Genomic DNA, 24,856 nt, shown 5'->3' on the forward strand with positions numbered 1-24,856 from the left:
CCCCCTAACGGGGCGCGAAGCTCCGGCGGTAGTCGGCGGGGGAGACGCCGACCGCGCGGCGGAAGTGGTGGCGGAGCATGGCCGCCGTCTGGAAACCGCAGGCGCGGGCGATCTCCTCGACGGACATGGGCGTCTGCTCCAGCAGCCTGCGGGCATGCAGGACCCGCTGCGCGGACAGCCACCGGTGCGGGGTCGTGCCCGTCTCGGAGACGAACCTGCGGGCGAAGGTGCGTTCCGACATGTGGGCGCGCCGGGCCAGGTCCGCCACCGAGTGCTCGCCGTCGAGGCGTTCCGAGAGCCAGGCCAACAGCGGGTCGAGGCTGTCGGCGCAGTGCTCGGGGACCGGCTGCACGATGAACTGCCGCTGTCCGCCGTCCCGTTGGGGCGGGACGACCATGCGGCGGGCGATCGCCGTGACCGCCTCGGAGCCGATCTCGCGGCGCACCAGGTGCAGGGCGGCGTCGATGCCCGCGGCCGTGCCCGCGCTGGTGATGATGTCCCCGTCGTCGACGTAGAGGACGTCCCGGTCCAGCTTGGCCGCGGGGAAGCGGGCCGCGAACTCGTCGGCGTGGCGCCAGTGCGTGGTGCACGGCCGGTGGTCGAGCAGACCCGCGGCGCCGAGGGCGAAGGCGCCGCTGCAGACGGTCAGCAGTTGGGCTCCGCGTGCGTGGGCGGCCCGCAGCGCCTCCATCAGTTCGGCCGGGTACTCGTCCCGGATCAGGTAGGCCGGCACGCCGACCAGGTCGGCCTGCTCCAGTGCGTCGAAGCCGTACTGCGTCGTCATCGTCGTGCCCACGCTCGTGCGCACGGGGCGGCCCGGCTCGGCGGAGCAGACGCGGAAGTCGAAGCGCGGCACGCCGTCCTCGGTGCGGTCGATGCCGAAGACCTCGCAGAGCACGCCGAACTCGAACGGGGCGAACTCGTCGATGAGGGGAACCGCGACGGTGTGCAGCATGGGCCCAGGGTAGCTGGCAGGATCTCGATGCACCAGGGCACTTCTGCCACTGGTGGCAGGATTTCGATGAGCGCAGCATGAGTGCCATGGGCATTCTCGTACTCGCAGCACTCATCCTTCTGGTCGTCGTCGGCCTCGAGCGCAACGCGCGGCGGACGCGCCGTCAGCTTCCGGCGGCGGCGAGCCGGTTCGGGTTCGTCGAGGTCACGGACCGCGACACGGAACGCGTCCTCGCCGAGGCAGCCGCGCTCAGCGCTTCCCAGTCGGCGGAAGACGTCTGCTACCGGCGAATTCCGGTTCCGCGCCCGGCCCCGCGCCGCGCAGACTCGGCGGCATGAAACTTCTTCTGCTCGGCGGATCGGTGTTCCTGGGGCGGGCCTTCGGGGCGGAGGCGCTGCGACGCGGCTGGGAGGTGACGGTCTTCAACCGCGGCCGCACCCAGGAGGACCTGCCCGGGGTCCGCGCGATCCGCGGTGACCGGACCGATCCCGACGACCTCGCCCGGCTCGCCGCACAGGGCCCGTGGGACGCTGTGGTGGACACCTCCGGCTACGTGCCACGTGAGGTGGCCGCCTCGGTCGCCGCGCTCTCCGGGGCGGCCGGCGCCTACCTCTACATCTCCTCCATCAACGCCCGCCCGCACTGGCCGGCCGAGCCGGTGGACGAGAGCTCGCCGCGCCACGCGGGCGCCCGCCCCGACGCCGGGCCCGACGACGGCGGTGGAGACTACGGCTGGCTCAAGACCGGCTGCGAGCTGGCCGTCGAACAGGGCTTCGCCGGGCGGGCGTTGATACTCGAACCGGGCCTGATCATCGGCCCGCACGACCGGGCCCGCCGGACCACCTGGTACCTCAAGCGCGCCGCCGAGGGCGGCCGGATGGTGGCGCCCGGCGCGCCCGAGCGGATCATGCAGGTCATCGACGCCCGCGACATCGCCGCCTTCGGCCTCGACCGGATCGAGGCCGAGGACTCCGGGACCTACCTGGTCAGCGGCACCCCGGCCAACACCACCTGGGGCGAGTTCCTCGGCTCCTGCGTCGAGGCGACCGGCGGCAAGGCCGAGCTCGTCTGGGTGGACGACGAGGTGCTGGTCCGCCACGAGGTCGCACCGTGGACCGAACTCCCGCTGTGGTTCCCGATCGACGACCCCGAGGCGCGAGCCGTGTGGCAGCCCTCCTCGGCGAAGGCCATCGCCGCCGGGCTGCGCTGCCGGCCGGTCCCGCAGTCCGTCCGGGAGACCGCCGAGTGGCTGTTCGCCCCCGGCGGGTTCGAGGTCGCCTTCGGCGACTACCGGTCCAACCGCCGTCTGCCGCAGCTCAGTCCGGAGAAGGAGCAGGCCGTTCTGGCCGACTGGGACGCCCGCTCCGCGCGGACACCCCGGACCTGAGCCGCCGAGCCGAGGGCCGTCTGACGCGGCGTCAACCGGCCGCCGACGCCGCACGGTCGGCGGCCGCGCCGTCCGTGCCCGCGCCCGCCGCCGTGCTCCAGCTCGCCAGCAGGCGTAGCGCCTCCGCCGAGGGCGAGCCCGGCTCGGCGTGGTAGGTGGCCAGGATCAGGTCCGCGTCCGCGGGCAGCAGCATCGACTCGAAGGACAGCGTCAGCGGCCCCACCACCGGATGGTGCAGGTCCTTGGTGCACGGGCCCTTGTCGCGCACGTCGTGCGCCGCCCACAGGCGGCGGAAGTCCGGGCACTTCATCGACAGCTCGCCGATCAGCGAGGCCAGCTTGGGGTCGTCCGGGTGCCGGCCGGCCGACAGCCGCAGCTGCGCCACGACGTCGGACGCCTTGCCCTCCCAGTCGTCGTAGAACTCCCGTGCGGCGGGGTCGAGGAAGACCAGCCAGGCGAAGTTGCGGTGCTCGGGCGGCATCGCGGCGAAGTCCCCGATCAGGGCGGCCCCCATGCGGTTCCAGGCCAGCACCTCCATCCGGCGGCCGAGGATGTACGCGGGGACGGCCTCCATGGCGTCGAGCAGCTGCTGCAGGGCCGGTCGTACGCGCTGCGCCCGGGCCGCGGGACGGCGCCGGTGCACGGGCCGGACCAGGTCCGTGAGATGCGCCCGCTCCGCGCTGTTCAGCCGCAGTGCGTCGGCGATGGCGTCCAGTACCGAGGCCGAGACGTTCTGGGCGTTGCCCTGCTCGAGGCGCGTGTAGTACGCCGCGCTCACCCCGGCCAGCTGCGCCAGCTCCTCGCGGCGCAGCCCGGGTACCCGGCGGCGGCCGCCGAAGAAGGGCAGCCCGACGTCCTCCGGCCGCAGCCGGGCGCGGCGGCTGCGGAGGAACTCGCTCAGTTCGATGCGCTGGTCCATACCGGGAAGTATGAGGGTGATCCTGGCAGTGGTAGGAACCGCAGGCGTACGTTCACCGAGGACCTGGCTGCGGTCCGGCGGTTGTCCCAGGCTGGTACGCATGACACAGACCACTGTCGCCGCATGGGCTGCCACTGCTCCGAAGGCTCCGCTGGAGCGCACCACGATCCCGCGCCGCGAGCTTGGTCCGCACGACGTCCTGATCGAGATCAAGTACGCGGGCATCTGCCACTCCGACATCCACCAGGTCAACGAGGAGTGGGGGGCCGCGCGCTTCCCCATGGTCCCCGGCCACGAGATCGCCGGCATCATCACCGAGGTCGGCTCCGCCGTGGCCCGCCACCAGGTCGGTGACCGCGGCGGCGTCGGCTGCTTTGTCGACTCCTGCCGCGAGTGCGCCAACTGCCGCGCCGGACTGGAGCAGTACTGCACCGGCCCGCTCGGCATGATCGGCACCTACAACGCCGTCGACGCCGAGGGCCGCCCCACCTACGGGGGGTACTCCACCCACATCGTGGTGGACGAGAACTACGTGCTGCGCATCCCGGAGGGCATCGGCCTGGACCAGGCCGCCCCGCTGCTCTGCGCCGGCATCACCACCTACTCGCCGCTCGCCCACTGGGGCGCGGGCCCGGGCAAGAACGTCGCCGTCGTCGGCCTGGGCGGGCTCGGGCACATGGCCGTCAAGATCGCCCACGCCAAGGGCGCCGAGGTCACCGTGCTCAGCCAGTCGCTGCGCAAGCAGCAGGACGCCCTCAAGCTGGGCGCGGACCACTACTACGCGACCGGCGACCCGGCCACCTTCGAGCAGCTGGCGGGCAGCTTCGACCTGATCGTCAACACGGTCTCCGCCAACCTCGACGTCAACGCCTACCTGGGCCTGCTCAAGGCCGGCGGCACGATGGTGCAGGTGGGCGCCCCGGAGAACCCGGTGCCGGTCAACGTCTTCTCGCTGATCGGCGGCCGCAAGTCGCTGGCCGGGTCGATGATCGGCGGCATCCCGGAGACCCAGGAGATGCTCGACTTCTGCGCCGAGCACGGCATCGGGGCGGAGGTCGAGGTCATCCGCGCCGACCAGATCAACGAGGCGTACGCGCGCGTGGTCGCGAGCGACGTGCGCTACCGCTTCGTGATCGACGCCGCCACGATCTGAGCCCGCGGCGGCCACGGGCGCAGCCCGCGTGCCGCGAGACGAACCGGTCCCCGTCCCTGAACGCAGGGGCGGGGACCGGGAACATGCGGGCGGAGTAGATTGTTGCAGAGACGGGTTACCTGTCCCTGCCACTTCTGTCATCTGGAGCGCTGACCACCGATGAGCCTGCTGTTCGAGCCCCTGACGCTGCGTGAACTGGTCGTCCCCAACCGCGTGTTCATGGCCCCGATGTGCCAGTACTCCGCCGCCGCCGAGGGCGACGCCACCGGAGCGCCGACCGACTGGCACTTCCAGCACCTCGCCTCCCGGGCCGCCGGAGGCACCGGCCTGATCCTCACCGAGGCGACGGCCGTCTCGCCGGAGGGCCGGATCAGCCCCTGGGACCTCGGCATCTGGAACGGGCGCCAGGTGGAGGGCTTCCGGCGGGTCACCTCCTTCCTGAAGGACCTCGGCACCGTCGCGGGCATCCAACTCGCGCACGCGGGGCGGAAGGCGTCGTCGTACCGGCCGTGGGACGCGGCCGCCGGGTCGCTCCCGGCGGGGGACCCGCTGGCGTGGCGGACGGTCGGACCGTCGGCGGAGGCGTTCGGCGGGATGGCCGAGCCGGCCGAGCTGAGCGTGGATCAGATCGGCGTCGTGGTGCGCCAGTTCGCGGAGGCGGCGGAGCGCGCGCTGGCGGCGGGCTTCCAGGTGGCCGAGATCCACGGCGCGCACGGGTACCTCGTCCACGAGTTCCTGTCCCCGGCTTCGAACCACCGGACGGACGCCTACGGCGGCTCGCTGGAGAACCGGATGCGCTTCGCCCTGGAGGTGACGGAGGCGGTCCGGGCCGTGTGGCCGGAGGACCTGCCGGTGTTCTTCCGCGTCTCGGCGACGGACTGGCTGGACGAGGGCGGCTGGACCGCCGAGGAAAGCGTGCTGCTGGCCAAGGAGTTGGAGGCGCGCGGGGTGGACCTGGTCGACGTCTCGACCGGTGGCAACGTCCCGCACGCGGCCGACATCCCGGTCGGTCCGGGCTACCAGGTGCCGTTCGCGGCGCGGATCCGCAACGAGGCCGGGATCGCGACCGCGGCCGTGGGCCTGATCACCGACCCGCGACAGGCCGAAGGCATCCTCGCCTCCGGCGAGGCCGACGCCGTGCTGCTCGGCCGCGAGCTGCTGCGCGACCCGTACTGGGCCCGCCACGCGGCGGACGCGCTCGGCCACGAACTGCCCAAGCTGAACCAGTACGCCCGCTCCTGACAGGGGGGCAGCGGGCCCGGCGCGGCCAGCGCCGGGCCCGCTGACCCGGTCGCCGGCCCGGTGTCGGCGCGGCAGCCGGGTAGCGCAGCCGGCCCGCCGCGCCGCGGTCGGCCGGTGCGGGTGTTCAGTCCGCCCCTGCGCGGTCGGAGGCCTCGGGCGATGCGCCTGCCCGCGCGGGGGTGCGCAGGTGGAGACCGACGATCAGGGACAGTGCGCCCATGACCGCGGCGAGGATCCGTCCGGCCGTCGGCAGGCCCAGTGCGCTCGCCAGCAGGCCCACGCCCACGACAGGGAGCGAGATGCCCGCGTAGGCGACGAGGAAGAAGGCGGACAGCACCTGGCCCTTCGCCGCCCCCGCCTGGGAGGAGAGCTGGGCCACAGAGCTGCGGAGCACGAAGCCCTGGCCGGCGCCGCCGACGAGTGCGGCGAGAAGCAGCACGGTCAGTGACCGCCAGGTGAGCGTGACCGCGACCAGGCCGAAGCCGATCAGCAGCAGGAAGCAGCCCAGCGGCAGCGTGCGTTCCGGGCTGAAGCGCACGGCCAGGAACTGGCCGGCGGTAGAACCCGCGAAGGCGGTGAGCACCACCCCTCCGATCGCCGCAAGGTTGGTCACTCCCAGGCCATGTGACAGGAACTCAGGCGTGACCGAGGTGAAGAGGCCCAGCAGCGAGAACCCCACGAAGCCCGCCAGTCCCGCGGGGACGAAACGGGCGCGCACCGAGCGGGGGAGTGCCGGGAAGCGCACGTGGGAGGCGCGCCAGGGCTTGGCCTCGGTGACGGTCTCCGGCAGCCGCCAGGTGACGGCGGTGGCAGCCAGCGTCAGCAGCAGGTGCACGAGGTAGGGGAGCCGCAGCGGCCACGGTGCGTACTGGGCCAGCAGACCTCCCAGCACCGGTCCGAGTCCCAGGCCGCCCATGTTGGCGGCGGTGGCGACGAAGGCGGCGCGGTCGTGCGCACCCGGGGGCGCCAACTCCAGGACGTACGCCGTCGCCGCTCCGGTGAACAGGCCGGCGGAGAAACCGGAGCAGAGCCGCCCGGCCATGAGCATGGGCAGGCCGTCGGCCGCCAGGAAGATCGCGCTGCTGACCGCGGCCAGGGAGAGCCCGAGCAGGGTCGCCCGCCTGCGGCCGACCACGTCCGACAGATCGCCCAGGAAGGTGAGGACCGTCATCACGCCGAGCGCGTAGACGGCGAAGACGACGGTGACGGTCAGCTCGGAGAAGCCCCATGCCTGGCGGTACAGACCGTAGAGCGGTGTCGGCAGTGTGGTGCCGACCATGACGACCGCGAACGCTCCCGCCGCTGCCGCCATGGGCCAGGAGGAACGCGTCTCGCTGTCACTGGGCTGCTGGGCGACGGACATGGCGCCCACGCTAACGTCCGGAGCGCGGGGGCCGGTGAGTCACCGTCCGCACATCCCTCAGCCGGCGTCGCTTCGGGGCCCCCGGGTGGCCGCAGGCGACGAAGGCGGCCGAGCGGCGGAGCCGCCTTCCATGCGGGCCGACGGGCGGCGGCGAAGAAGTGGCTGCCGTCGCGGCGATGAGTTCGCGGCCGCTCGCCGGTCTAACCTCCCGACAGGACACCCCAGTCAACGGGAGCACCCATGGGCCTCATCCAGATCGAGCTGTTCACCACCCTCGACCTCGTCGCGCAGGCGCCCGGCGGTCCCGACGAGGACCCCGCGGGGTTCCCGTTCGGGGGCTGGCAGGCGCCGCTGCTGCACGAGGTGACCGGGGCGCAGATCGCGGCCGCGTACGAGAAGACGGACGCGCTGCTGCTCGGGCGGCGGACCTACGACATCTTCGCCTCCTACTGGCCGCACCAGGAGGGCGGCCAGGACAACGCGTTCGCCGCGCTGTTCAACAGCATCCCGAAGTACGTGGCCTCCCGCGGACAGGTGGACCTGTCCTGGGCGGGCTCCACCCAGCTCGGCCCGGACCTGCCCGGCGCGGTGCGGGAGATCCGCGACAAGCACGAGCACGTGACGGTCGTCGGGAGCCTGAACCTGGTGCAGACGCTGCTGCGCGAGCGGCTCTTCGACCGCCTGGACCTGTGGGTGCACCCGATCGTGCTGGGCGTCGGCAAGAAGGTGTTCGACGAGGGCGCCGTGCCCAGCAACCTCACCCTCCTCGAACCGCCGGTCGCCAGCCCCAAGGGCACCGTGTTCCTGCGCTACGGACGCGCCGACGGCGTGCCCGCGACCGGGGACATGACCGCTCCCGACCGCGGCCTCGGCGCGGAGGGCGGCGGCCGCTGAGCCGTCCGCGTCGGACGGAGGGAGGAGGGAGGGCGAGAGCGGCGCTACACCGTCATGAAAATGATCATGAGGAGGAGCAGGAAGCCGATGACGAGGAAGACCGGCCACGTGCGGCGGCCGCTCGCCGTGTGGTCCTCCAGGCCCCCGCCGCGGGGCCGGTCCTCGGGCAGGTTGTCGCTCCCGGGAGGGTGGTCCTGGTGGTAGAACTCCGGATCGGCCATGGCCCGTCATTCCCTCCGTGCGCGGATCTTCGCCCAGCACGTTGCCGCTCAGCGGCGCGGGAAACGTCCGGGACCGGACCGGTCGGGGGCGCGGAGCCCGAGGTGGCGGGCGGTCCGGCCGAGACGCCGTGGCCCGCGGCGGCGTGTCGGCCGGACCGCCAGGGCCACAGCGCGGGGCGCGCGCCGGTACTCGCCTCCGCAGGGGCGGTGACGACCCGTCAGCTGCGGGAGGGCCCGTACGCCCGGTACCGCTCCGCGTCCGCCCACCTGACGTCGAGGCCGAGGCCCGGCCGGTCCGGGTCCGGGCGCAGTGCGCCGCCTTCGGGGCTCAGCGTGCCGTCGAACAGCAGCTGCTCGATGCGTACGTGGTCGTGGAAGTACTCCAGGTGCCGCAACCGCTCGACGGCGCAGAAGGCGTGGGCGGAGACGGCGGGCGCGCAGTGGGCGGACAGGTCCAACTGGCGCGCGGCGGCCAGTCCTTCGATCTGCAGCAGGCCGCTGACGCCGCCGCAGCGGGTGACGTCCGCCTGGAGGCAGTCGACGGCCTCGGCCTCGACGAGGTGCACGGCGTCGGGCAGGGTGAAGCAGTACTCGCCGGCCGCCACCTCGAGCCGCCCCGGGCCGTGCAGGCGGACCAGGCGCAGGCCCTCACTGTCGGCGGAGCTGACCGGCTCCTCGAACCAGCGCACGTCCCACTGCTCGGCCATCCGCCAGGCCCAGTACAGCGCCTCCTTGCGGCTGAGCGCGCCGTTGGCGTCGGCGAAGAGCTCGGTCCCAGGCCCCACGGCCCGGCGCGCCGCGTCCAGCCGGGCGGGATCCTGGTCCGGGTGCCGGGAGGTCTTCAACTTGACCCGGGGGATGCCCTGTTCGGCCCAGCCGCCGAGCTGCTCGGCGAGCCGGTCCAGGGAGTAGTTGGTGAAGCCGCCGCTGCCGTAGACCGGCACCTCGTCGTGGTAGGCGGGCAGCAGCCGGAACAGCGGCACGTCCAGCAGCTTCGCCTTGAGGTCCCACAAGGCGATGTCGACCGCGGACACGGCCATGGCGCCCAGCCCCGGCCGCCCGGCGTTGCGGATCGACGCGAACAGCGCGTGGGTCAGCGCCGCCGGCGCCAGGGCATCCGCGCCGAGGATGCCCTCCTGGAGCTTGGAGGTGACGAACGCGGCGGTGGTCACGTCCGCGTAGGTGTAGCCGATGCCGGTGCTCCCCCCTGCGGTGACCTCGACCAGGACCAGGGTGGTCGAGTCCCAGTCGAGGGTGCCGTCCTGCTCCTTGCCCTCGGGGCCGTCGGTCGGCACGGTGAAGCCGTGGACGGCGACGCTGTCGATGCGGGTCCCGCTGCCCATCGGTCCTCACTCGTCGTGGCTGCGGCCGGGCAGACGCTCGGCGAAGTCGGTCGGTCCCTTCGGGGCGGTCCTGAACTCCAGCGCCACCGGACGCCCCGCGCCCCGGAAGGTCCGCCGCACCCCCCGCTCGTGCACCCGTTGCGGAACGAAATCGGCGACCTGCGGCATGGCGACCCTCCTCGCGCACGGACCTGTCGTCCGGCGCGTACACCGAGAAGGCCGGGTGCAAACGTGCCGCGTGCGAACCGGCGTCCGCGCCCCGGTCCCCGGCCCGGCCCCGGCTCGCCCGGACCGGCCGCCGCCTGCTCCGCCCGGGTCCTCTGCCGTGAGACCTCACGACCGCTCGGGGACCGCTGGTCCTCGGGCGGGGCCGCCGCTGTCCTGTGCCTCGGCCTGTCGCTGCGTCAGCCGCGCTGGACGGCGGACTGCTCCGCACCCGGCAGCCGGTGCGTCCCGGGACCGACCGACTGCGGTGCCGCGCCGGGCAGTTCGACCACGGCGGTGCAGCCCGGCGGCACGGTGACCTCGGCCTCGACCCCGCTGCCGGCGAGCCGCCAGGAGATGGCCGCGGTGCCGTAAGGCGTCTCGTGCCTGGCCTTCGCCCAGGTGACGCCGCCGCCGGGACGAGGGCGGAAGCGCAGGGTGCGGTACCCGGGGGAGGTGGCCTCGATCCCGGCGACGACGCGGTGCAGCCAGTCCGCGACCGCGCCGAGCGCGTAGTGGTTGAAGGAGGTCATCCCGCCGGGGTTGAGCGAACCGTCGGGGCACAGGCTGTCCCAGCGCTCCCAGACCGTGGTGGCGCCCATCGTCACCGGGTAGAGCCAGGAGGGGCATTCGGTCTGCAGCAGCAGGCGGTACGCGGTGTCCAGATGGCCGGACTCGGTCAGGGCGTCGCAGATCAGCGGGGTCCCGACGAAGCCGGTGGCGATCCGGAAGCCGTCCTGCCGGACGAGTTCGGCCAGGCGGTCGCCGGCCCGCAGCCGGGCGGCAGGGTCCGTGAGCAGGGCGAAGCGCAGCGCCACCGCGTAGGCCGTGGGGGTGTCGTCGGTCATCAGCCCGTCCGGGCGGACCCAGCGCTGCCGGAAGGCCGCGGCGACCTGGTCCGCGAGGAGGCGGTACCGGTGGGCGTCCTCGTGCTCGCCGATGGCCCGCGCGGTCCAGGACAGGTGCCGGGCGGACCAGGCGAAGTAGGCGGTGGCGATCAGGTAGCGGTCGGTGCGTCCGGCCGCGGGGTCGTCCGGCGGGGCCGCGGGGTCGAGCCAGTCGCCGAGCTGGAAGCCGGTGTCCCAGAGGCGGGTGGGACCGGCCAGACGGTCCATCAGGTCCACCCAGCGCCTGCCCGCCGGGTAGTGGCGGCGCAGCAACTCGGCGTCGTCGAAGCGCTGGTGGAGCAGCCAGGGGGTGAGCGTGACGACGTCGCCCCAGGCGGCGCCCGGCCGGATCGGCGTCCACGTCGGCTCGCCGGGGATGACGGGGACGTACCAGGGGACGGTGCCGTCGGGGAGCTGCTCCAGCCCGACGTCGGTCAGCCAGGAGTCGAGCATGCCGGCGCAGTCGTAGAGGAAGGCGGCGGTCGGGGCGAAGACCTGGATGTCCCCGGTCCAGCCGAGGCGCTCGTCGCGCTGCGGGCAGTCGGTGGGGATGTCGACGAAGTTGCCGCGCATGCTCCACACGACGTTCTCGTGCAGCCGGTTGACCAGCGGGTCGCTGCACTCGAACCAGCCGGTCCGGCGCAGGTCCGTGTGGTGGACGCGGGCGCTGACCTGCTCGGCGGTCAACTCGCCCGGCCAGCCGGTGACTTCGGCGTAGCGGAAGCCGTGGAGGGTGAACCGCGGCTCCCAGGTGCGCGGGCCGGTTCCGGACAGGACGAGGGTGTCCGTGGCGTGGGCCGCACGCAGCGGGCGGGTGGCCAGCTCGCCGTCCTGGAGGACTTCGGCGTGGCGCAGGGTGATCTCGGTTCCGGCCGGGCCGTCCACGGTGAGGCGGAGCCGGCCGACGACGTTCTGGCCGAAGTCGAGCAGGTGGCGGCCGTCCTCGCGGCGCAGGACCGTCACGGGCGCCAACTCCTCGGTGCAGCGCACCGGTTCCTGGGTGGCCGCGGCCAGGGTCCGCGGGTCGCGGGTCCCGACGGTGACCGGGACCCAGCCGGGGGCCGCGGCCCCGGCCGGCGTGGACCAGCCGGGGTCGTCGAGTCGGGCGTCGAAGCTCTCGCCCTCGTACAGCCCGGACGAGAGGATCGGGCCGGGCGCCGAGGTCCAGGAGGCGTCGGTGGCGACGACGGTGGTGCTGCCGTCGTCGTGGACGATCTCCAACTGGGCGAGCAGGGACAGGTCGGTGCCGTAGATGTTGCGGGTGCCGCCGTCGAAGCCGTAGCGGCCGCGGTACCAGCCGTCGCCGAGCCAGGCGCCGACGGTGTTCCGACCGGTCGTCAGGTGGGCGGTGACGTCGTAAGTGCGGTAGCGCAGCCGCCGCGGGTAGACGGTCCAGCCGGGGGAGAGGGCGTCGTCGCCGACGCGGCGTCCGTTGATCTCCGCCTCGTACAGGCCGTGCGCGGTGGCGTGGAGGCGGGCGCGGACGACCGGGCGGTCCAGGGTGAAGTCCCTTCGCACGCGGGCGGGTCGGCGCACCCCGTCTGGGTCCTCCGGCCAGCCCGCGCCGACCGGGACGGCGATCCAGTCGGCGGGATCCAGCAGGCCGGCCTCCACGACCGAGGGCTCGCTCCAGTCGGAGGGGCGCGGTCGACCCGGCACCCAGACGCGGACCCGGACGCCGACCCGCTCCCGCGATCGGAGCGGCTCGACCGGCCACGCCACCAGGCGCTGCCGGGCGCCGGGGACGCGTCCGGTGGTCTGCGGGCGTCCGTCCCGGTCCAGTTCGATCTCGTAGGCGTCCTGGCCGTCGGCGCCGACGGGCAGGGTCCAGGAGAGCCGGGGCGTCGGAGTGCCGACGCCGAGTCCGTCCCGGCGGTGTTCGAAGGTCACCGGGGCAGGCTGAAAGCGCATGGGGGAGTGGGCCTTTCGGGTGTGAGCGGAGGGTCGCCCGGGTCGGCGGCGGGCGGGTGCGCGGAGGGGTCAGCCCTTGACGGCGCCTCCGGTGAGGCCCTTCATGACCTTCTGGTTGAGGAACAGGTAGACGACGAGGGTCCCGAGGACGTTGATGCAGATGGCGGCGAACAGGGGGCCGTACTGCGTGGAGCCGAAATCGCCGGAGAAGTTGAGCAGGCCCACCTGGACGGTGCGCAGGTCCTGGTTGTCGGTGAAGGTGAGCGCGACCAGGAGGTCGTTCCAGAGGAAGAAGAACTGGACCAGGCCGACGGTCAGGACCGCGTTGCGGATCATGGGCAGGCTGATCGACCAGAAGGAGCGCAGGATCGAGGCCCCGTCGATGGTCGCGGCCTCGAAGACCTCGGTAGGCAGGGACTTGTAGTAGGTGGCCATCATGAAGACGGTCAACGGGAGCCCGGTGCCGGTGTAGGTGAGGATCAGCGGCCACAGGGTGCCGGAAAGCCCGGTGCGGAAGTACACGGTGAACAGCGGGAGCAGGATCATCTGTGCGGGCACCATGATGCCTGCGAGGAAGACGAGCAGCGTCAGGTTGCGGCCCTTCCACACCATCACCTGGAGCGCGAAGCCCGCGGCCGCGCCCAGCAGCAGGACGAGCGCCAGGGACGGGAGCACCGCGAGGAGGCTGTTCTGCACGTAGCGGCCGATGTGGCCGGTGGTCCACGCCTCCGAGTAGTTGGACCACATCCAGTGCGTGGGCAGGCTCCAGGTGGAGTGGTCGAGGTAGTCGCTGTTGGACTTCAGCGAGGTGAGGAACATCCACACCAGCGGGTAGATCTCGACCACCAGAAGCACCGCGACCAGCGCGCGCACTCCGGTCCGGCCCAGGCGCCTGCGCAGCGGCACCGGCGGGGCGGTCCGGGCGGAGGCTGAACTGGTCTGGGCCGCAGGCGACTTGACAGGCGTGTCGACGGACATGGGTCAGCCCTTCGTGAGGTCGCGGCGCGAGACGCGGAAGACGACCAGGGTCACCAGCAGGCTCAGCGCGGTCAGCAGCAGCGCGACGGTGCTGCCGTAGCCGTAGTCGCCGTAGCTGAAGGACGTCTGGAACATGTACAGGGTCAGCGGGGTGGTGCCGTTGCCCGGACCGCCGTTGGTGAGCGCCACGATCGAGTCGAAGACCTTGAGCGTGCCGTTGATGCTGAAGATCAGCGAGGACATGAGCACCGGGAACGACAGCGGCAGCACGATGTGCCGGACCAGCCGCGGCCCTGACGCGCCGTCGAGCCGGGCGGACTCGAGGACCTCGTCGGGGATGTCGACCAGGCCGGCGAAGAGCAGCACGGCGTAGAAGCCCATCGAGCGCCAGACGTCCATGAGTACCAGCACCCAGAACGCGGTGCCCGCGCTGCCGAACCAGTCCACGGAGTGCAGGCCGACGAGGCCGAGCAGGGAGTCGACCGGGCCGGACTGCGGGGCGACCTGGAAGAGCTTCTGGAACAACAGCCCGACTGCGACCGTGGGCAGCACCACGGGGAAGAAGACGAGCGTGCGGATCAGGGCCGAGGACCGCTTCAGGAAGAACACGTAGAGCAGCGCCAGCAGGTAGCCGGCGGCGACCTGTCCGACGGTGACGGCGACCGCGTATGTCAGGGTGAACCACAGCGCGCTGTGGACACTGCCGTCCGAGAGCAGGCGCGTGAAGTTGTGCAGCCCGGTCCAGCGGAAGCCGCTGACGGTGCTTCCCGTGGTGAACGCGTACCCCAGGGACCACAGCATCGGGACGAGCATGATCAGGGAGTACACGAGGAGGGCGGGGCCCACGAGGACGAGGATGGCCCTGCGGTCACCGAGTACGCGGTGCATGGTCGTGTCCACTTCGTTGTCTTCGTTGTCTTCGTTGTCGGGAAGAACCGGCGGTAGCGGGTGCCGCAGCAGTGCGGAGGGCCCTGCGGAGCGGCGGCAGGGCCCTTGCGTCGGGGGTCACCTGCCGTCGAGCGCGTCTTGGACGGTCTGCATGAACCTCTGGGCGCTCATCGCCCCCGTGACCAGCGAGGCCGCGTTGGTCTGGCTGACGGTCGTGGCCTTGGTGGAGAACAGCGCCTCGAACCAGAGCACGCTCTGCTTCGAGGCGGCGATGGTCTGCCGGACCTGGGTGGTGACCGCGTTCTTGTCCGGGACGGTCGAGTTGACCTTGAAGCCGGAGATCGAGCCCTGGTCCTTGAGCGCGGTGGCGCCGTAGTTCTTGGCGATGCAGCTGACCCAGGCGCCGACCTTGCTGTCGCTGAGCTGGGTGCCGAGCGTCATCGGGAGGCCGACGTTGGAGGGGTACTGGTCGATCGCCCCCTTGCCGCCGGTCACTGCGGGGAAGGGCATGAAGCCGACGTTGTCCGCGCCGATGCGGTCCTGCTCGGGGTCGGCGATGTTGCTCAGGGCCCAGCTGCCCATGTAGAGCATGGCAGCCTTGCCGGTCAGGAACTCGTTCATGGCGGTGTCGTAGTCGATCGAGCCGACGCCCTTGCCGAACCAGCCCTTGGCGCCGAGGTCGGCGACCTGCTGGGCGGCGGAGACGTACTGAGAGTCGGTCAGCTTGGCCTTGCCGTCCGCGACGTCCTGCATGGCGGAAGGTCCGAGGGAGCGGTAGAGGTAGCCGCTGATCAGGCGGGTCAGCGGCCAGCCCTGCTGGCCGGAGGCCGCGAAGGGCTGCACCCCCGCGCTCTGCAGCTTGCCCGCCGCGGCGACCAGCTGGTCCCACGTCGTGGGCACGGACAGGCCGTTGGCGGTGAAGAGCTTCTTGTTGTAGAAGATCCCCTCGATGTTGTACTCGTAGGGCAGGACCGCGAGCTTGCCGCCGTAGAGCGCCTTGATCGTGGAGACCGCCGAGGGCTGCAGCTGGTCCAGTACCCCGAGCTGCCGCAGCCGGGCCTCCAGGTCCGCGACCTTGCCCGCCTTGACCAGCTGCTCGGTGGTGGCGGGCGCGTTGCCCGCGGCGAACTGCACGGGCAGCGCGTTCTGCCCGGCCAGGAGCTGCAGCTTCTGGTCCAGGCTCGCCTGCGGAACGGTGTCCACCTTCAGCGGCAGCGCCTGGTCGGCGGTGGCGCACGCGCCGGTCGACAGCGTCGTCAAGGCCGTCTTCACCGTGGTGTTCTCATTGATCGTCAGAAAGCTGAAGGCGGAGGCAGAGCCGGAACCCGCGCCCGTGCCGCCGCAGGCGGTGGCCAGGAGGGCCACAGCCGCGGCCCCGGCGGTGAGTCCGGTCAGGCGGGCGCTTCTGGCGCGGAGCAAGGAGATGGACACGGCGGGCTCCCAGTCGTCGTCGAATCGGGGCGGGGATGATGCGAAGCAGCGATCGCGGGCGCGGCGGAGGGCCTGCGTTGTGTAGAACGTTATCCACGCGATGTGGCACTACACTGCTGCCGAGCCCCTGCCCTGTCAAGACACGGCGTCGTAACATTGGCGCCGCCTCGGGATGGCCCGAGCGGGACGCGAGGCCAGTGCGTAAACCGTTGTTCGAACCGACCGACAGGAACCGCCCGCATGGACCCCGCGAAGCGCTCCAAGCGCGTCACCATCACGGACGTGGCCCGTCATGCGGGCGTCTCCACCGCGGCCGTCTCCAAGGTGCTGCGCAACGCCTACGGGACCAGCCCCGCCATGCGGGAGAAGGTCCGCGCCGCCATGGCCGAGCTGGGGTACCGCCCCCACGCGGCCGCCCGCGGCATGCGCGGCCGGACCTACACGATCGGCGTCCTGCTGGACAGCATGCGCAACACCTTCTTCGCCGACATCCTCGACGGCATCCGCGACCAACTCCTGGACACCGACTACACGGTGCTCATCGGCGCCGCGGGCTTCGGCGCGGAGGACCAGTCCCGCACGGTGGGCGCCATGGTCGACCGGCAGATGGACGGACTCGTCCTGATCGCCCCCGGCACCTCCCGCAGCGACGTCCTCGCCATGGCCGCCGAGACCCCCACGGTCGTCATCGGCCACCACGACCCGGCCGAGGTCCACGACTCCGTCGTGGACGCCGACGACCTGGGAGCCGGTCTCGTGGTCGACCACCTGGTCGCGCTCGGCCACCGGGACATCGTGCTGCTCTCCGCGCCGGGCACCAGGGCGAGCCAGTGGCGGCGCACCCCCGAGATCGTGCTGACCGGCGGCTACCACGAGGCGATGCGCCGCCACGGGCTGGCCGACCGGGCCCGCGTGGTCTCCACCGCCTACTCCGACGAGGGCGGCTACCGCGCCGGGATGCGGCTGCTGGACGGCCGTGACCGCCCCACCGCCGTGATGACCGGTGCGGACGTCGCCGCCATGGGCGTCTACCGCGCCGCAGCCGAACTGGGACTGCGCATCCCGGAAGACCTGTCCCTGGTCGGCTACAACAACACCGCCGTGGCCTCGCTCGCGCCGGTGCAGCTCACCAGCGTCGACCAGGCCGGCCACACGATGGGGGCCACCGCCGCCAAGATGCTCGTCGAGCGCGTCGAGGGTCAGCGCACGCGTGCCATCCAGACGTCGATGACCCCGAGTCTGGTGGTCCGGCGCAGCACCGCGGCGCCCGCCCGCTCCTGACGGCGCGTCAGCCGGGTCGCGTCGGGGGCTTGACGGCAGGCCGCCACGACCGGCAGGGTGACAGCCGCCGGGAGAACGTTCTACACACTCTGCGCCCCAGGCCCATCGACCGCCTTCCGCGCGCCCTGTGCGCCGAACCGCCCGCACGGATCCTCGCCCGCGACCAGGTCGACACGTCCGAACCGGTGCACGTCGCTCCACTCGCCGCCTGCCGTTCAAGGAGGAACGCACGTGAACACCCCGCTGCCGCACGCCTCGCAGCCGAAGCGGCTCCCACGCCGGGGCAGGTCCGCCGCGCTGGCCGCCCTCACCGTCGTCGCCGCTGCGACGGCGCAGGGCGCCGACGTCGGCACCGCGGCCGCGCGGACCGCCGACCATCCGGCCGCATGCCCGTGGATGGACACCCGTCTCGGCGCCGACCAGCGCGCCTCGCTGCTGCTGCGGGCCAGTTCGCTCGACCAGAAATTGCGCTGGCTCGTGGAGATCCCCGCCAACACCCCCGCCGGGACCACCTTCGCGGGCGGCAGCGCCTCCGAGCGCGGAGCGGACGGGTCGGTCCTGTCCACGACCACGACCGGAGCCAGCACCTACCCGGCCCAACTGCCGTGCACCCCGACCGTCATGTACACCGACGGTCCTGACTACGTGCGCGGGGCCGCCGGAGCCGCCATGTTCCCGGCGCAGATCGCACTGGCGGCGAGCTGGAACGCCCAACTCGCCTACGCCAAGGGGCAGGCACAGGCCGCCGACGCCTTCGCCGCCGGCCGCAACATCGTCCTCGGTCCCGGCGTCTCCGGCTCGCGCACCCCGCTGGCCGGCCGCACGCCCGAGTACCTCGGAGAAGACCCGTTGCTCAGCGGCGAGTTGGCGGCCGCAGGTGTCAACGGCCTGCAGAGCGGCGGCAAGGTGATGGCCGTCCTCAAGCACTTCGTCGGCAACGAGCAGGAGTACGCCCGCCAGTACAGCGACGACCAGGTCGACACCCGCACCCTCAACGAGGTCTACAACCTTCCGTTCGAGATCGCGCTCAGCAGGAGCAGCCCGGGTGGTGTCATGTGCTCGTACAACCAGGTCAACTCCCGCTACGCGTGCGAGAATCCGCTGCTGACCTCGATGCTCAAGGGCCAGGACGGCTTCAAGGGCTACGTGGTCTCCGACTTCTTCGCCGTCCACTCGACCGCGGACTCGCTCAACGCCGGCCTGGACCAGGAGCTGCACAGCCCCATCTTCTACAGCCCCGGCAACGTCAAGGCGGCCCTCGCGAAGGGGCAGATCACCATGGCCCGCATCGACGACGCGGCCTTCCGCGTCGTGCGCTCCTACATCGCCGCCGGGCTGTTCGACCATCCGCTCCCGACCGCCCCGGCCGCGTCGGCGGCGACCGCCGCCACCCGGGCCGTGGCCGAGAAGATCGCCGAACAGGGCTCGGTGCTGCTGAAGAACCAGGGCGGCGTGCTGCCGCTCAGCGCCTCCGCCGGCAGCATCGCGGTCATCGGCCAGACCGCCTCGGCCACCCCCACCGACGGCGTCAGCGCGGCCACGGTCTGTGCGGAGGGCTCCAGCAGCGGCTTCGGCAGCCCGGCGTGCCCGAACGTCGTCGCACCCCTCGACTCGCTCACCGCGCGGGCGGCCCAGGACGGCGTCAGCGTCTCCTACGACAACGGCGCCGACATCGCCTCGGCCGTCGCCGCGGCCAGGAAGGCGAAGGTGGCCGTGGTCTTCGGCTACGCCAAGCAGGGTGAGGGAGCGGACCGCACGGACCTCGGTCTCGACGGCAACGGTGACGCGCTGATCGCCGCGGTGGCCGCGGCCAACCCGAACACCGTCGTGGTCCTGGAGACCGGCTCGGCCACCACCATGCCCTGGCTCGACAAGGTCAAGGGTGTCGTCGAAGCCTGGTACCCCGGCGAGCAGCAGGGGCCCGCCCTGGCCCGACTCCTGTTCGGCGACGCCCGGTTCACCGGCCGCCTGCCGATGACCTTCCCGAGGTCCCTCACGGACACCCCGACCGGCACCAGCAACGCGCGCTACCCCGGCATCCCGGTTCCCAGCGGCAACGACAAGGTCGAGGTCGCCTACAGCGAGGGCCTCGCCGTCGGCTACAAGTGGTACGAGGCCCGGGATATCGCCCCGCTGTTCCCCTTCGGCTTCGGCCTGTCCTACTCCTCGTTCGGCTACGGCGGGCTCGCCGTCAGTTCCGGCGGCAACGGGAACGGTCCGGTCACCGTCGCCTTCACCGTCCGCAACACCGGCGGCGCCACGGCCACCGAGACACCGCAGGTGTACCTGACGCTGCCGACCGCGACCGGCGAGCCCGGCCACCGCCTCGTCGGCTACCGCCAGGTGACCCTCGCGCCGGGCGAGTCGCGCCGGGTCGTGATCCGTCTCGACCCCGCGGACGCCGCGCACCCGCTGTCCTCCTGGAACCCGGGCACCGGCCGCTGGACGGTCGCGGAAGGGACCTACCGCGTGGAGGTCGGCCCCTCCTCGGCGAGCACACCGCTCCGCGCGTCCTTCCGGATCGGCTGAGACGCTCCCCCGGCAGGGCGGGGTACCGGCCAGTGCCTGGGCCGGACCCCGCCTATTCCGTACCCCGCCCGTACCGTGACGACCTGTCGGAAAGCGTTGCCCAAAAGTGTCCGGGCCCGTGGGCCGGCCCTGGTTACGATGCCCGGGCCACCACGCACCACCCGGAGCTGCCCCATGGCCCACCTGCAGGACGTGCCCTCCCCGGCCGGTCTCCTGACCGATCCCTCAGCCTCCTCGGACGGGCGCGCCCTGCCGGCGGCCGCATGGCGGACCTCCGCGCTCGCAGGCATGGCCTCCTACCTCGACGCGGGCTCCATCGTCGCGCTGGGCGCGGGCCTGACGCTCTTTCAGGCCCGCCTGCACCTCTCCAGCGGGGCGCTGGGCGCTCTCGCCGCGCTCGGGCCCAACGCCCTGGGGTGCGCGCTCGGGGCGTTCGTCGGCGGCCGGCTCGGGGACCGGCTGGGCCGCAAGCGCATCTACAGGTACGACCTGCTCCTCTACGCGGCGGGCATGCTGGCCATGGCCCTCGCCGTGAACGCGGCGATGCTCTTCGCCGGGACGGTGGCGGTCGGCGTCGCCGTCGGCGCGGACGTCCCCACCTCGCTGGCGCTGGTCGGGGAGAACGCGGCGCCCCGGGCGCGGGGCAGGCTGCTCGGGCTGACCCAGGTGGCGTGGAACCTGGGTCCGGTGGTCGTGCTGCTGCTCTCCTTCGCCCTGGCTCCGCTCGGGCTGCTGGGCGTGCGGCTGGTCCTGTTGCACTTGGTCGCGGTCGCCCTGGTCACCTGGGCGCTGCGGCGCGGCCTGACGGAGTCGCCGCGCTGGCAGGCGGCCTGCGCCCGGGACGCGGGCCGGCCCCGACTGCGCCTGCGCGCCCTCTTCCGCGGCGCGAACCTGGCGGCCGTGGTGTGGACGACGACCGTCTATCTGTTCTGGAACCTCGCCGCCGGCACCAGCGGCAGCTTCACGCCCTACATCGTGGAGACCCTGCACGCGGGCAGCCGGGCGGCCGGGCTGGCGCTCAGCTGCGCGGGGTTCCTCATCGGCCTGGTGGCGACGGTTCTGCTGTTCATGCGGTTCGCGGACCGCTCGCACCGGGTGCGCAGGCGGATGTGGGCGATCGGCGGCGTGCTCCAGGTCGGGGCCTACCTGCTGTACCTGGTGCTGCCGTTCGACGCCGTCGTGGTGCTGGCGAACATCGCCCTGTTCGCGGTCGGCGGGGCGCTGGCCGGCGAAGGCTTCTACAAGGTCGTGAGCCAGGAGCTGTTCCCGACCATGCTGCGCAGCTCCGCCCAGGGCCTGACCTTCGGCGCGGCGCGCGCGGTCCTGGGGGTCTGGAGCCTGCTGGTCCCTCTCCTCGCCCACGTCGGGATCCGCCCGCTCGCCGCGCTGCTTGCGTTCTTCCTGCTGGTGAGCGCGGTCGTCGGCTACTTCTGGATGCCGGACACCGCGGGCAAGCCGCTGGAGGACATCGCCGCCGAGCGGGCGGCGCTGGCCTGAGCCGGGGTCGGCCGGACCCCTCAGCCGAGGCCCACGCGCGCGGCCGCGGCGGTCCACGGCCGCTGGTCGCCGGCGGGGCGGTAGGTCCGCAGCTGCTGGGTGGCGGCGACCAGGCGGCGCATCGAGGCGCGGTCGTCGACGAGTCCCCGGGCGCGGGCCTGGACCAGGATGTTGCCGAGGGCGGTCGCCTCCGTGGGGCCGGCCACGACGGGGAGTCCGGTGGCGTCGGCGGTCAGCTGGCACAGCAGCTCGTTCCGGCTGCCGCCGCCGACGAGGTGGATCACCTCGACGTCCCGACCGGCCAACTCGGCCGCCTGGCGGACGGTCTGACGGTGCGCCAGGGCGAGGCTCTCCAGAATGCAGCGGACGACCGCACCGGGAGTACCGGGAGGCGTCTGACCGGTGCGTGCGCAGAAGGCGGCGATCCGCGCGGGCATGTCGCCGGGGGCGAGGAACTCCGGGGCGTCGGGGTTGACGAGTGCGGCGAGGGGCTCGGCCTGGGCCGCCCGCGCCAGCAGGTCCCGCAGCGGGATGTCTCGGCCCTGGACCCGCCAGGTGCGCTGGGTCTCGCTGAGCAGCCACAGGCCCATGACGTTGCGCAGGTAGCGGACGGTTCCGTCGATGCCCAGCTCGTTGGTGAAGTTGGCGGCGCGGGAGTCCTCGGAGAGGACCGGCGCGTCGAGTTCGAGGCCGACGAGGGACCAGGTGCCGCAGGAGATGTAGGCGAAGCTCGGCCCGTCGGCGGCCGGCACGGCGGCGACGGCCGAGGCGGTGTCGTGCGAGGCGACGGCGACGACCGGGGTGGTGGCAGGGAGGCCGGTGGCCGCCCGGGCGGAGGGAAGCAGCGTGCCCGCCCGTTCGCCCGGGAGCCGGATCGCGGGCAGCAGCCGCGGATCGAGGCCGATTCCCTCGATCAGCTCGGCGGACCAGGCCCGGGCCGTGGCGTCGAACAGGCCGGTGGTCGAGGCGTTCGTCGCCTCCGCGCCGCGGGCGCCGGTGAGCCAGTAGGTCAGCAGGTCCGGGATCATCAGCAGCGACCGGGCCGCCGCCAGCCGGGCGGAGCCGGCCTCGGCGGCGAGCTGGAAGACGGTGTTGAACGGCAGGTGCTGCAGCCCGGTGATCCGGTACAGCTCCGCGGCCCCGACCTGTGCCCACACCTTCGCGACGAAAGGCCCGGTGCGGGGGTCGCGGTAGTGGAAGGGGTTGCCGAGCAGGGCGCCGGAGGCGTCCAGCAGTCCGTAGTCGACCGCCCAGCTGTCGATGCCGATGGAGGCGATGTCCGCCTTCCGTTCCGCCCGACGCAGTCCCTCCAGGGACGCCTGGTAGAGGCGCAGGATGTCCCAGTGCAGCCCGGTCGGCAGTTGGACCGGTGTGTTGTCGAAGCGGTGGACCTCGTCGAGGTCCAGGCTGTCGCGGCCGACCCGGCCGACGATGACCCGGCCACTGGTGGCTCCGAGGTCGACGGCGGCGAAGGCGGTGGGACGGGAAGGGTTCACGGAAGCAGACCTGTGGCTAGGCGGACGGCGGGGTGTTCACTCGGACTCGGGGTCGCGGCGCTCCGGGGGCCGGCACCTGACGCGGCGGTGCGCGCCATCGGCCCGGCCGACGGGCGGCCCCCAGAGGGATCGTGGTGACGGGGCGTCAGCGCAGGAAGGCTGCGGCGACGCCGGCGTCCACGGGGATGTGCAGGCCGGTGGTGTGGGTCAACTCGCCCGCGGTGAGGGCGAAGACGGCGTTCGCGACGTGCTCGGGCAGGACCTCGCGCTTGAGGATGGTGCGCTGGGCGTAGAACTCGCCGAGCTTGTCCTCATCGATGCCGTAGGTCGCGGCGCGCTGGGCGCCCCAGCCGCCGGCGAAGATGCCGGAGCCGCGGACCACGCCGTCCGGGTTGACGCCGTTGACCCGGATCCCGTGCTCGCCCAACTCGGCTGCCAGCAGCCGGACCTGGTGGGCCTGGTCGGCCTTGGTCGCGGAGTAGGCGATGTTGTTCGGGCCGGCGAAGACGGCGTTCTTGGAGGCGATGTAGACGATGTCCCCGCCCAGCCCCTGCTCGACCAGGATGCGGGCGGCCTCGCGGGAGACCAGGAAGGAGCCGCGGGCCATGATGTCGTGCTGCAGGTCCCAGTCGCGGGCGGTGGTCTCCAGCAGCGGCTTGGAGATGGAGATGCCCGCGTTGTTGACGACCAGGTCCACGCCGCCGAAGGCGAGGACCGCCTCGCGGAGCGCGGCGGCGATCTGCTCCTCGCTGGTGACGTCGACGGTGACGGCCACGGCCTTGTCGGGGCCGCCGAGTTCGGTGGCGACGGCGGCGGCGTTGTCGGTGTTGAGGTCGGCGACGACGACGCAGGCGCCCTCGGTGACCAGGCGGTGCGCGATGGCCCTGCCGATGCCGGACCCGGCGCCGGTGACCAGGGCGATGCGGGTGGCCAGCGGCTTGGGCCTGGGCATGCGCTGGAGCTTGGCCTCCTCCAGGGCCCAGTACTCGATGCGGAACTTCTCCGACTCCTCGATGGGGGCGTAGGAGGAGACCGCCTCTGCGCCGCGCATCACGTTGATGGCGTTGAGGTAGAACTCGCCTGCGACGCGGGCGGTCTGCTTGTCCTTGCCGTAGGAGAACATGCCCACGCCGGGGATGAGCACGATCGCGGGGTCGGCGCCGCGGATCGCGGGGGAGTCGGGGGTGGCGTGGCGGTCGTAGTAGGCCCGGTACTCGGCCCGGTACGCCTCGTGCAGCTCCAGCAGACGGGACTTCACCTCGTCCAGCGGCGCCGTGGCGGGGAGGTCGAGGACGAGGGGGCGGACCTTGGTGCGCAGGAAGTGGTCCGGGCACGAGGTGCCCAGGGCAGCCAGGCGGGGGTGCTCGGCGCGGGCGAGGAAGTCCAACACGGGTGCGGTGTCGGTGAAGTGGCCCACCTGCGGCGCGTCCGTGGAGGCGATCCGGCGGATCAGCGGCGCGAGCGCGGCAGCGCGCTCACGGCGCTCCGACTCGGGGAGCGTAGAGTAGCCGTCCAGCAGCGGGCCGAAGGGCTCGGGCCTGCCGTGCTCGGCGAGGAACTGCTCGGCGGTGCGGATGATCTCCAGCGAGTGGGCCTCGGCCTCCTCGCTGGTGGCGCCCCAGGCGGTGATCCCGTGCCCGCCGAGGACGCAGCCGATGGCCTGCGGGTTCTCCCGCTTGATCTGGGCGATGTCCAGGCCGAGTTGGAAGCCGGGACGGCGCCAGGGCACCCAGACGACGCGGTCGCCGAAGCACGCGTGTGTGAGCTTCTCGCCGTCGGCGGCGGTGGCCAACGCGATGCCGGAGTCGGGGTGGAGGTGGTCCACGTGGGCGGCGTCGACCAGCCCGTGCATCGCGGTGTCGATGGACGGGGCGGCGCCGCCCTTGCCGTGCAGGCAGTAGTCGAACGCGGCGACCATCTCGTCCTCGCGCTCCAAACCGGGGTAGACGTCGGTGAGCGCGCGCAGGCGATCCAACCGCAGGACGGCCAGGCCGGGTTCGGTCAGCGTGCCCAGGTCGCCGCCGGAGCCCTTGACCCAGAGGAGTTCGACGTCCTGTCCGGTCACGGGATCGGTGGCACTGCCCTTGGCAGAGGTGTTGCCGCCCGCGTAGTTGGTGTTGCGCGGATCCGCTCCGAGCCGGTTCGACCGCGCCAGCAGCGCGGCCACCTCGGGGTGGGTGGGGGAGGAGGTCATCTGCGAAAGCCCTTCGGTGAGAGGCGAGTTCATTCCGTTTTCAAGCCCGGCCCCGGCGCGTCCCCCGGAGCGGCCGGCCCGCC

20 protein-coding genes are annotated in these 24,856 nt (G+C 72.7%); 8 read left to right on the plus strand and 12 right to left on the minus strand.

Annotated elements, in window-relative coordinates:
• Nucleotides 1-4 precede the first annotated feature (4 nt).
• The gene (locus tag ACFP3V_RS26510; protein WP_380588471.1) at nucleotides 5-955 is read right to left on the minus strand and encodes a GlxA family transcriptional regulator; all 951 of its coding nucleotides are present in this window, start codon (nucleotides 953-955) and stop codon (nucleotides 5-7) included.
• 86 nt (nucleotides 956-1,041) lie between these two features.
• Here ACFP3V_RS26510 and ACFP3V_RS26515 point away from each other — a divergent pair, with 86 nt between their 5' ends.
• Together ACFP3V_RS26515 and ACFP3V_RS26520 are read left to right on the plus strand one after the other, a co-directional pair.
• Nucleotides 1,042-1,293, plus strand: coding sequence for a hypothetical protein (locus ACFP3V_RS26515; RefSeq protein WP_380588474.1), 252 nt, complete (start codon nucleotides 1,042-1,044; stop codon nucleotides 1,291-1,293).
• A complete protein-coding gene (locus tag ACFP3V_RS26520; protein WP_380588476.1) occupies nucleotides 1,290-2,342 on the plus strand; it encodes an NAD-dependent epimerase/dehydratase family protein in 1,053 nt (350 codons plus the stop codon). The genes ACFP3V_RS26515 and ACFP3V_RS26520 overlap by 4 nt, the downstream gene beginning before the upstream one ends.
• A 31-nt stretch (nucleotides 2,343-2,373) precedes the next feature.
• Here ACFP3V_RS26520 and ACFP3V_RS26525 read toward each other — a convergent pair whose 3' ends face one another.
• The gene (locus ACFP3V_RS26525; protein WP_380588479.1) at nucleotides 2,374-3,261 is read right to left on the minus strand and encodes a helix-turn-helix transcriptional regulator; all 888 of its coding nucleotides are present in this window, start codon (nucleotides 3,259-3,261) and stop codon (nucleotides 2,374-2,376) included.
• A gap of 100 nt (nucleotides 3,262-3,361) precedes the next feature.
• On the opposite strand from ACFP3V_RS26525, the gene ACFP3V_RS26530 reads away from it, so the two are divergent.
• Together ACFP3V_RS26530 and ACFP3V_RS26535 are read left to right on the plus strand one after the other, a co-directional pair.
• Nucleotides 3,362-4,414 (plus strand): NAD(P)-dependent alcohol dehydrogenase, encoded by a 1,053-nt coding sequence (locus ACFP3V_RS26530; RefSeq protein WP_380588481.1) that lies wholly within the window; start codon nucleotides 3,362-3,364, stop codon nucleotides 4,412-4,414.
• A gap of 159 nt (nucleotides 4,415-4,573) precedes the next feature.
• On the plus strand, nucleotides 4,574-5,656 hold the full coding sequence (locus ACFP3V_RS26535) for an NADH:flavin oxidoreductase/NADH oxidase (RefSeq protein WP_380588485.1): 1,083 nt from the start codon (nucleotides 4,574-4,576) through the stop codon (nucleotides 5,654-5,656).
• 124 nt (nucleotides 5,657-5,780) lie between these two features.
• On the opposite strand, the gene ACFP3V_RS26540 is transcribed toward ACFP3V_RS26535, so the two are convergent.
• On the minus strand, nucleotides 5,781-7,019 hold the full coding sequence (locus tag ACFP3V_RS26540) for an MFS transporter (protein WP_380588488.1): 1,239 nt from the start codon (nucleotides 7,017-7,019) through the stop codon (nucleotides 5,781-5,783).
• A 240-nt stretch (nucleotides 7,020-7,259) separates the two neighbouring features.
• On the opposite strand from ACFP3V_RS26540, the gene ACFP3V_RS26545 reads away from it, so the two are divergent.
• Entirely contained in the window at nucleotides 7,260-7,913 is a 654-nt protein-coding gene (locus ACFP3V_RS26545; RefSeq protein ID WP_380588491.1) for a dihydrofolate reductase family protein, read from the plus strand.
• 44 nt (nucleotides 7,914-7,957) lie between these two features.
• On the opposite strand, the gene ACFP3V_RS26550 is transcribed toward ACFP3V_RS26545, so the two are convergent.
• From ACFP3V_RS26550 to ACFP3V_RS26580, 7 genes are all read right to left on the minus strand, one after another.
• A complete protein-coding gene (locus ACFP3V_RS26550) occupies nucleotides 7,958-8,134 on the minus strand; it encodes a hypothetical protein (protein WP_380588494.1) in 177 nt (58 codons plus the stop codon).
• Between the two features lie 218 nt (nucleotides 8,135-8,352).
• Nucleotides 8,353-9,477 (minus strand): enolase C-terminal domain-like protein, encoded by a 1,125-nt coding sequence (locus tag ACFP3V_RS26555; protein ID WP_380588497.1) that lies wholly within the window; start codon nucleotides 9,475-9,477, stop codon nucleotides 8,353-8,355.
• Nucleotides 9,478-9,483: 6 nt separating this feature from the next.
• Nucleotides 9,484-9,645, minus strand: a complete 162-nt coding sequence (locus ACFP3V_RS26560) for a hypothetical protein (protein ID WP_380588500.1) — start codon at nucleotides 9,643-9,645, stop codon at nucleotides 9,484-9,486.
• A gap of 236 nt (nucleotides 9,646-9,881) precedes the next feature.
• Nucleotides 9,882-12,458: a family 78 glycoside hydrolase catalytic domain gene (locus tag ACFP3V_RS26565; protein WP_380588502.1), complete on the minus strand. Its 2,577-nt coding sequence runs from the start codon at nucleotides 12,456-12,458 to the stop codon at nucleotides 9,882-9,884.
• 90 nt (nucleotides 12,459-12,548) lie between these two features.
• On the minus strand, nucleotides 12,549-13,457 hold the full coding sequence (locus ACFP3V_RS26570; RefSeq protein ID WP_380588504.1) for a carbohydrate ABC transporter permease: 909 nt from the start codon (nucleotides 13,455-13,457) through the stop codon (nucleotides 12,549-12,551).
• 3 nt (nucleotides 13,458-13,460) lie between these two features.
• On the minus strand, nucleotides 13,461-14,345 hold the full coding sequence (locus ACFP3V_RS26575; protein ID WP_380588506.1) for a carbohydrate ABC transporter permease: 885 nt from the start codon (nucleotides 14,343-14,345) through the stop codon (nucleotides 13,461-13,463).
• Nucleotides 14,346-14,462: 117 nt separating this feature from the next.
• Nucleotides 14,463-15,776: an ABC transporter substrate-binding protein gene (locus ACFP3V_RS26580; protein WP_380588509.1), complete on the minus strand. Its 1,314-nt coding sequence runs from the start codon at nucleotides 15,774-15,776 to the stop codon at nucleotides 14,463-14,465.
• A 240-nt stretch (nucleotides 15,777-16,016) separates the two neighbouring features.
• Here ACFP3V_RS26580 and ACFP3V_RS26585 point away from each other — a divergent pair, with 240 nt between their 5' ends.
• The 3 genes from ACFP3V_RS26585 to ACFP3V_RS26595 all read left to right on the plus strand — a co-directional run bounded on the left by ACFP3V_RS26585 (nucleotide 16,017) and on the right by ACFP3V_RS26595 (nucleotide 21,083).
• Nucleotides 16,017-17,057 carry a LacI family DNA-binding transcriptional regulator gene (locus ACFP3V_RS26585; RefSeq protein WP_380588511.1) on the plus strand — a complete coding sequence of 347 codons (1,041 nt, stop codon included), beginning with the start codon at nucleotides 16,017-16,019 and terminating at the stop codon, nucleotides 17,055-17,057.
• A gap of 231 nt (nucleotides 17,058-17,288) precedes the next feature.
• The gene (locus ACFP3V_RS26590; RefSeq protein WP_380588513.1) at nucleotides 17,289-19,586 is read left to right on the plus strand and encodes a beta-glucosidase; all 2,298 of its coding nucleotides are present in this window, start codon (nucleotides 17,289-17,291) and stop codon (nucleotides 19,584-19,586) included.
• Nucleotides 19,587-19,760: 174 nt separating this feature from the next.
• Nucleotides 19,761-21,083, plus strand: a complete 1,323-nt coding sequence (locus ACFP3V_RS26595; RefSeq protein WP_380588515.1) for an MFS transporter — start codon at nucleotides 19,761-19,763, stop codon at nucleotides 21,081-21,083.
• Between the two features lie 20 nt (nucleotides 21,084-21,103).
• Here ACFP3V_RS26595 and ACFP3V_RS26600 read toward each other — a convergent pair whose 3' ends face one another.
• Together ACFP3V_RS26600 and ACFP3V_RS26605 are read right to left on the minus strand one after the other, a co-directional pair.
• A complete protein-coding gene (locus ACFP3V_RS26600) occupies nucleotides 21,104-22,579 on the minus strand; it encodes a rhamnulokinase (protein WP_380588517.1) in 1,476 nt (491 codons plus the stop codon).
• A gap of 145 nt (nucleotides 22,580-22,724) precedes the next feature.
• Nucleotides 22,725-24,773: a bifunctional aldolase/short-chain dehydrogenase gene (locus ACFP3V_RS26605; protein WP_380588519.1), complete on the minus strand. Its 2,049-nt coding sequence runs from the start codon at nucleotides 24,771-24,773 to the stop codon at nucleotides 22,725-22,727.
• Nucleotides 24,774-24,856: the final 83 nt, after the last annotated feature.

It is taken from the genome of Streptacidiphilus monticola, from assembly GCF_042658505.1.
GTDB classification, from domain to species: Bacteria; Actinomycetota; Actinomycetes; order Streptomycetales; family Streptomycetaceae; genus Streptacidiphilus; species Streptacidiphilus monticola.

Excerpts from the sequence above, each read along its gene's own strand:
- ACFP3V_RS26545 (WP_380588491.1), top strand. The coding sequence starts at position 7,260 with ATGGGCCTCATCCAGATCGAGCTGTTCACCACCCTCGACCTCGTCGCG.
- ACFP3V_RS26570 (WP_380588504.1), bottom strand. The coding sequence starts at position 13,457 with ATGTCCGTCGACACGCCTGTCAAGTCGCCTGCGGCCCAGACCAGTTCA.
- ACFP3V_RS26550 (WP_380588494.1), bottom strand. The coding sequence starts at position 8,134 with ATGGCCGATCCGGAGTTCTACCACCAGGACCACCCTCCCGGGAGCGAC.
- ACFP3V_RS26595 (WP_380588515.1), top strand. The coding sequence starts at position 19,761 with ATGGCCCACCTGCAGGACGTGCCCTCCCCGGCCGGTCTCCTGACCGAT.
- ACFP3V_RS26585 (WP_380588511.1), top strand. The coding sequence starts at position 16,017 with ATGGACCCCGCGAAGCGCTCCAAGCGCGTCACCATCACGGACGTGGCC.
- ACFP3V_RS26605 (WP_380588519.1), bottom strand. The coding sequence starts at position 24,773 with ATGACCTCCTCCCCCACCCACCCCGAGGTGGCCGCGCTGCTGGCGCGG.
- ACFP3V_RS26530 (WP_380588481.1), top strand. The coding sequence starts at position 3,362 with ATGACACAGACCACTGTCGCCGCATGGGCTGCCACTGCTCCGAAGGCT.
- ACFP3V_RS26515 (WP_380588474.1), top strand. The coding sequence starts at position 1,042 with ATGGGCATTCTCGTACTCGCAGCACTCATCCTTCTGGTCGTCGTCGGC.
- ACFP3V_RS26540 (WP_380588488.1), bottom strand. The coding sequence starts at position 7,019 with ATGTCCGTCGCCCAGCAGCCCAGTGACAGCGAGACGCGTTCCTCCTGG.
- ACFP3V_RS26560 (WP_380588500.1), bottom strand. The coding sequence starts at position 9,645 with ATGCCGCAGGTCGCCGATTTCGTTCCGCAACGGGTGCACGAGCGGGGG.
- ACFP3V_RS26525 (WP_380588479.1), bottom strand. The coding sequence starts at position 3,261 with ATGGACCAGCGCATCGAACTGAGCGAGTTCCTCCGCAGCCGCCGCGCC.
- ACFP3V_RS26520 (WP_380588476.1), top strand. The coding sequence starts at position 1,290 with ATGAAACTTCTTCTGCTCGGCGGATCGGTGTTCCTGGGGCGGGCCTTC.
- ACFP3V_RS26510 (WP_380588471.1), bottom strand. The coding sequence starts at position 955 with ATGCTGCACACCGTCGCGGTTCCCCTCATCGACGAGTTCGCCCCGTTC.
- ACFP3V_RS26555 (WP_380588497.1), bottom strand. The coding sequence starts at position 9,477 with ATGGGCAGCGGGACCCGCATCGACAGCGTCGCCGTCCACGGCTTCACC.
- ACFP3V_RS26535 (WP_380588485.1), top strand. The coding sequence starts at position 4,574 with ATGAGCCTGCTGTTCGAGCCCCTGACGCTGCGTGAACTGGTCGTCCCC.
- ACFP3V_RS26575 (WP_380588506.1), bottom strand. The coding sequence starts at position 14,345 with ATGCACCGCGTACTCGGTGACCGCAGGGCCATCCTCGTCCTCGTGGGC.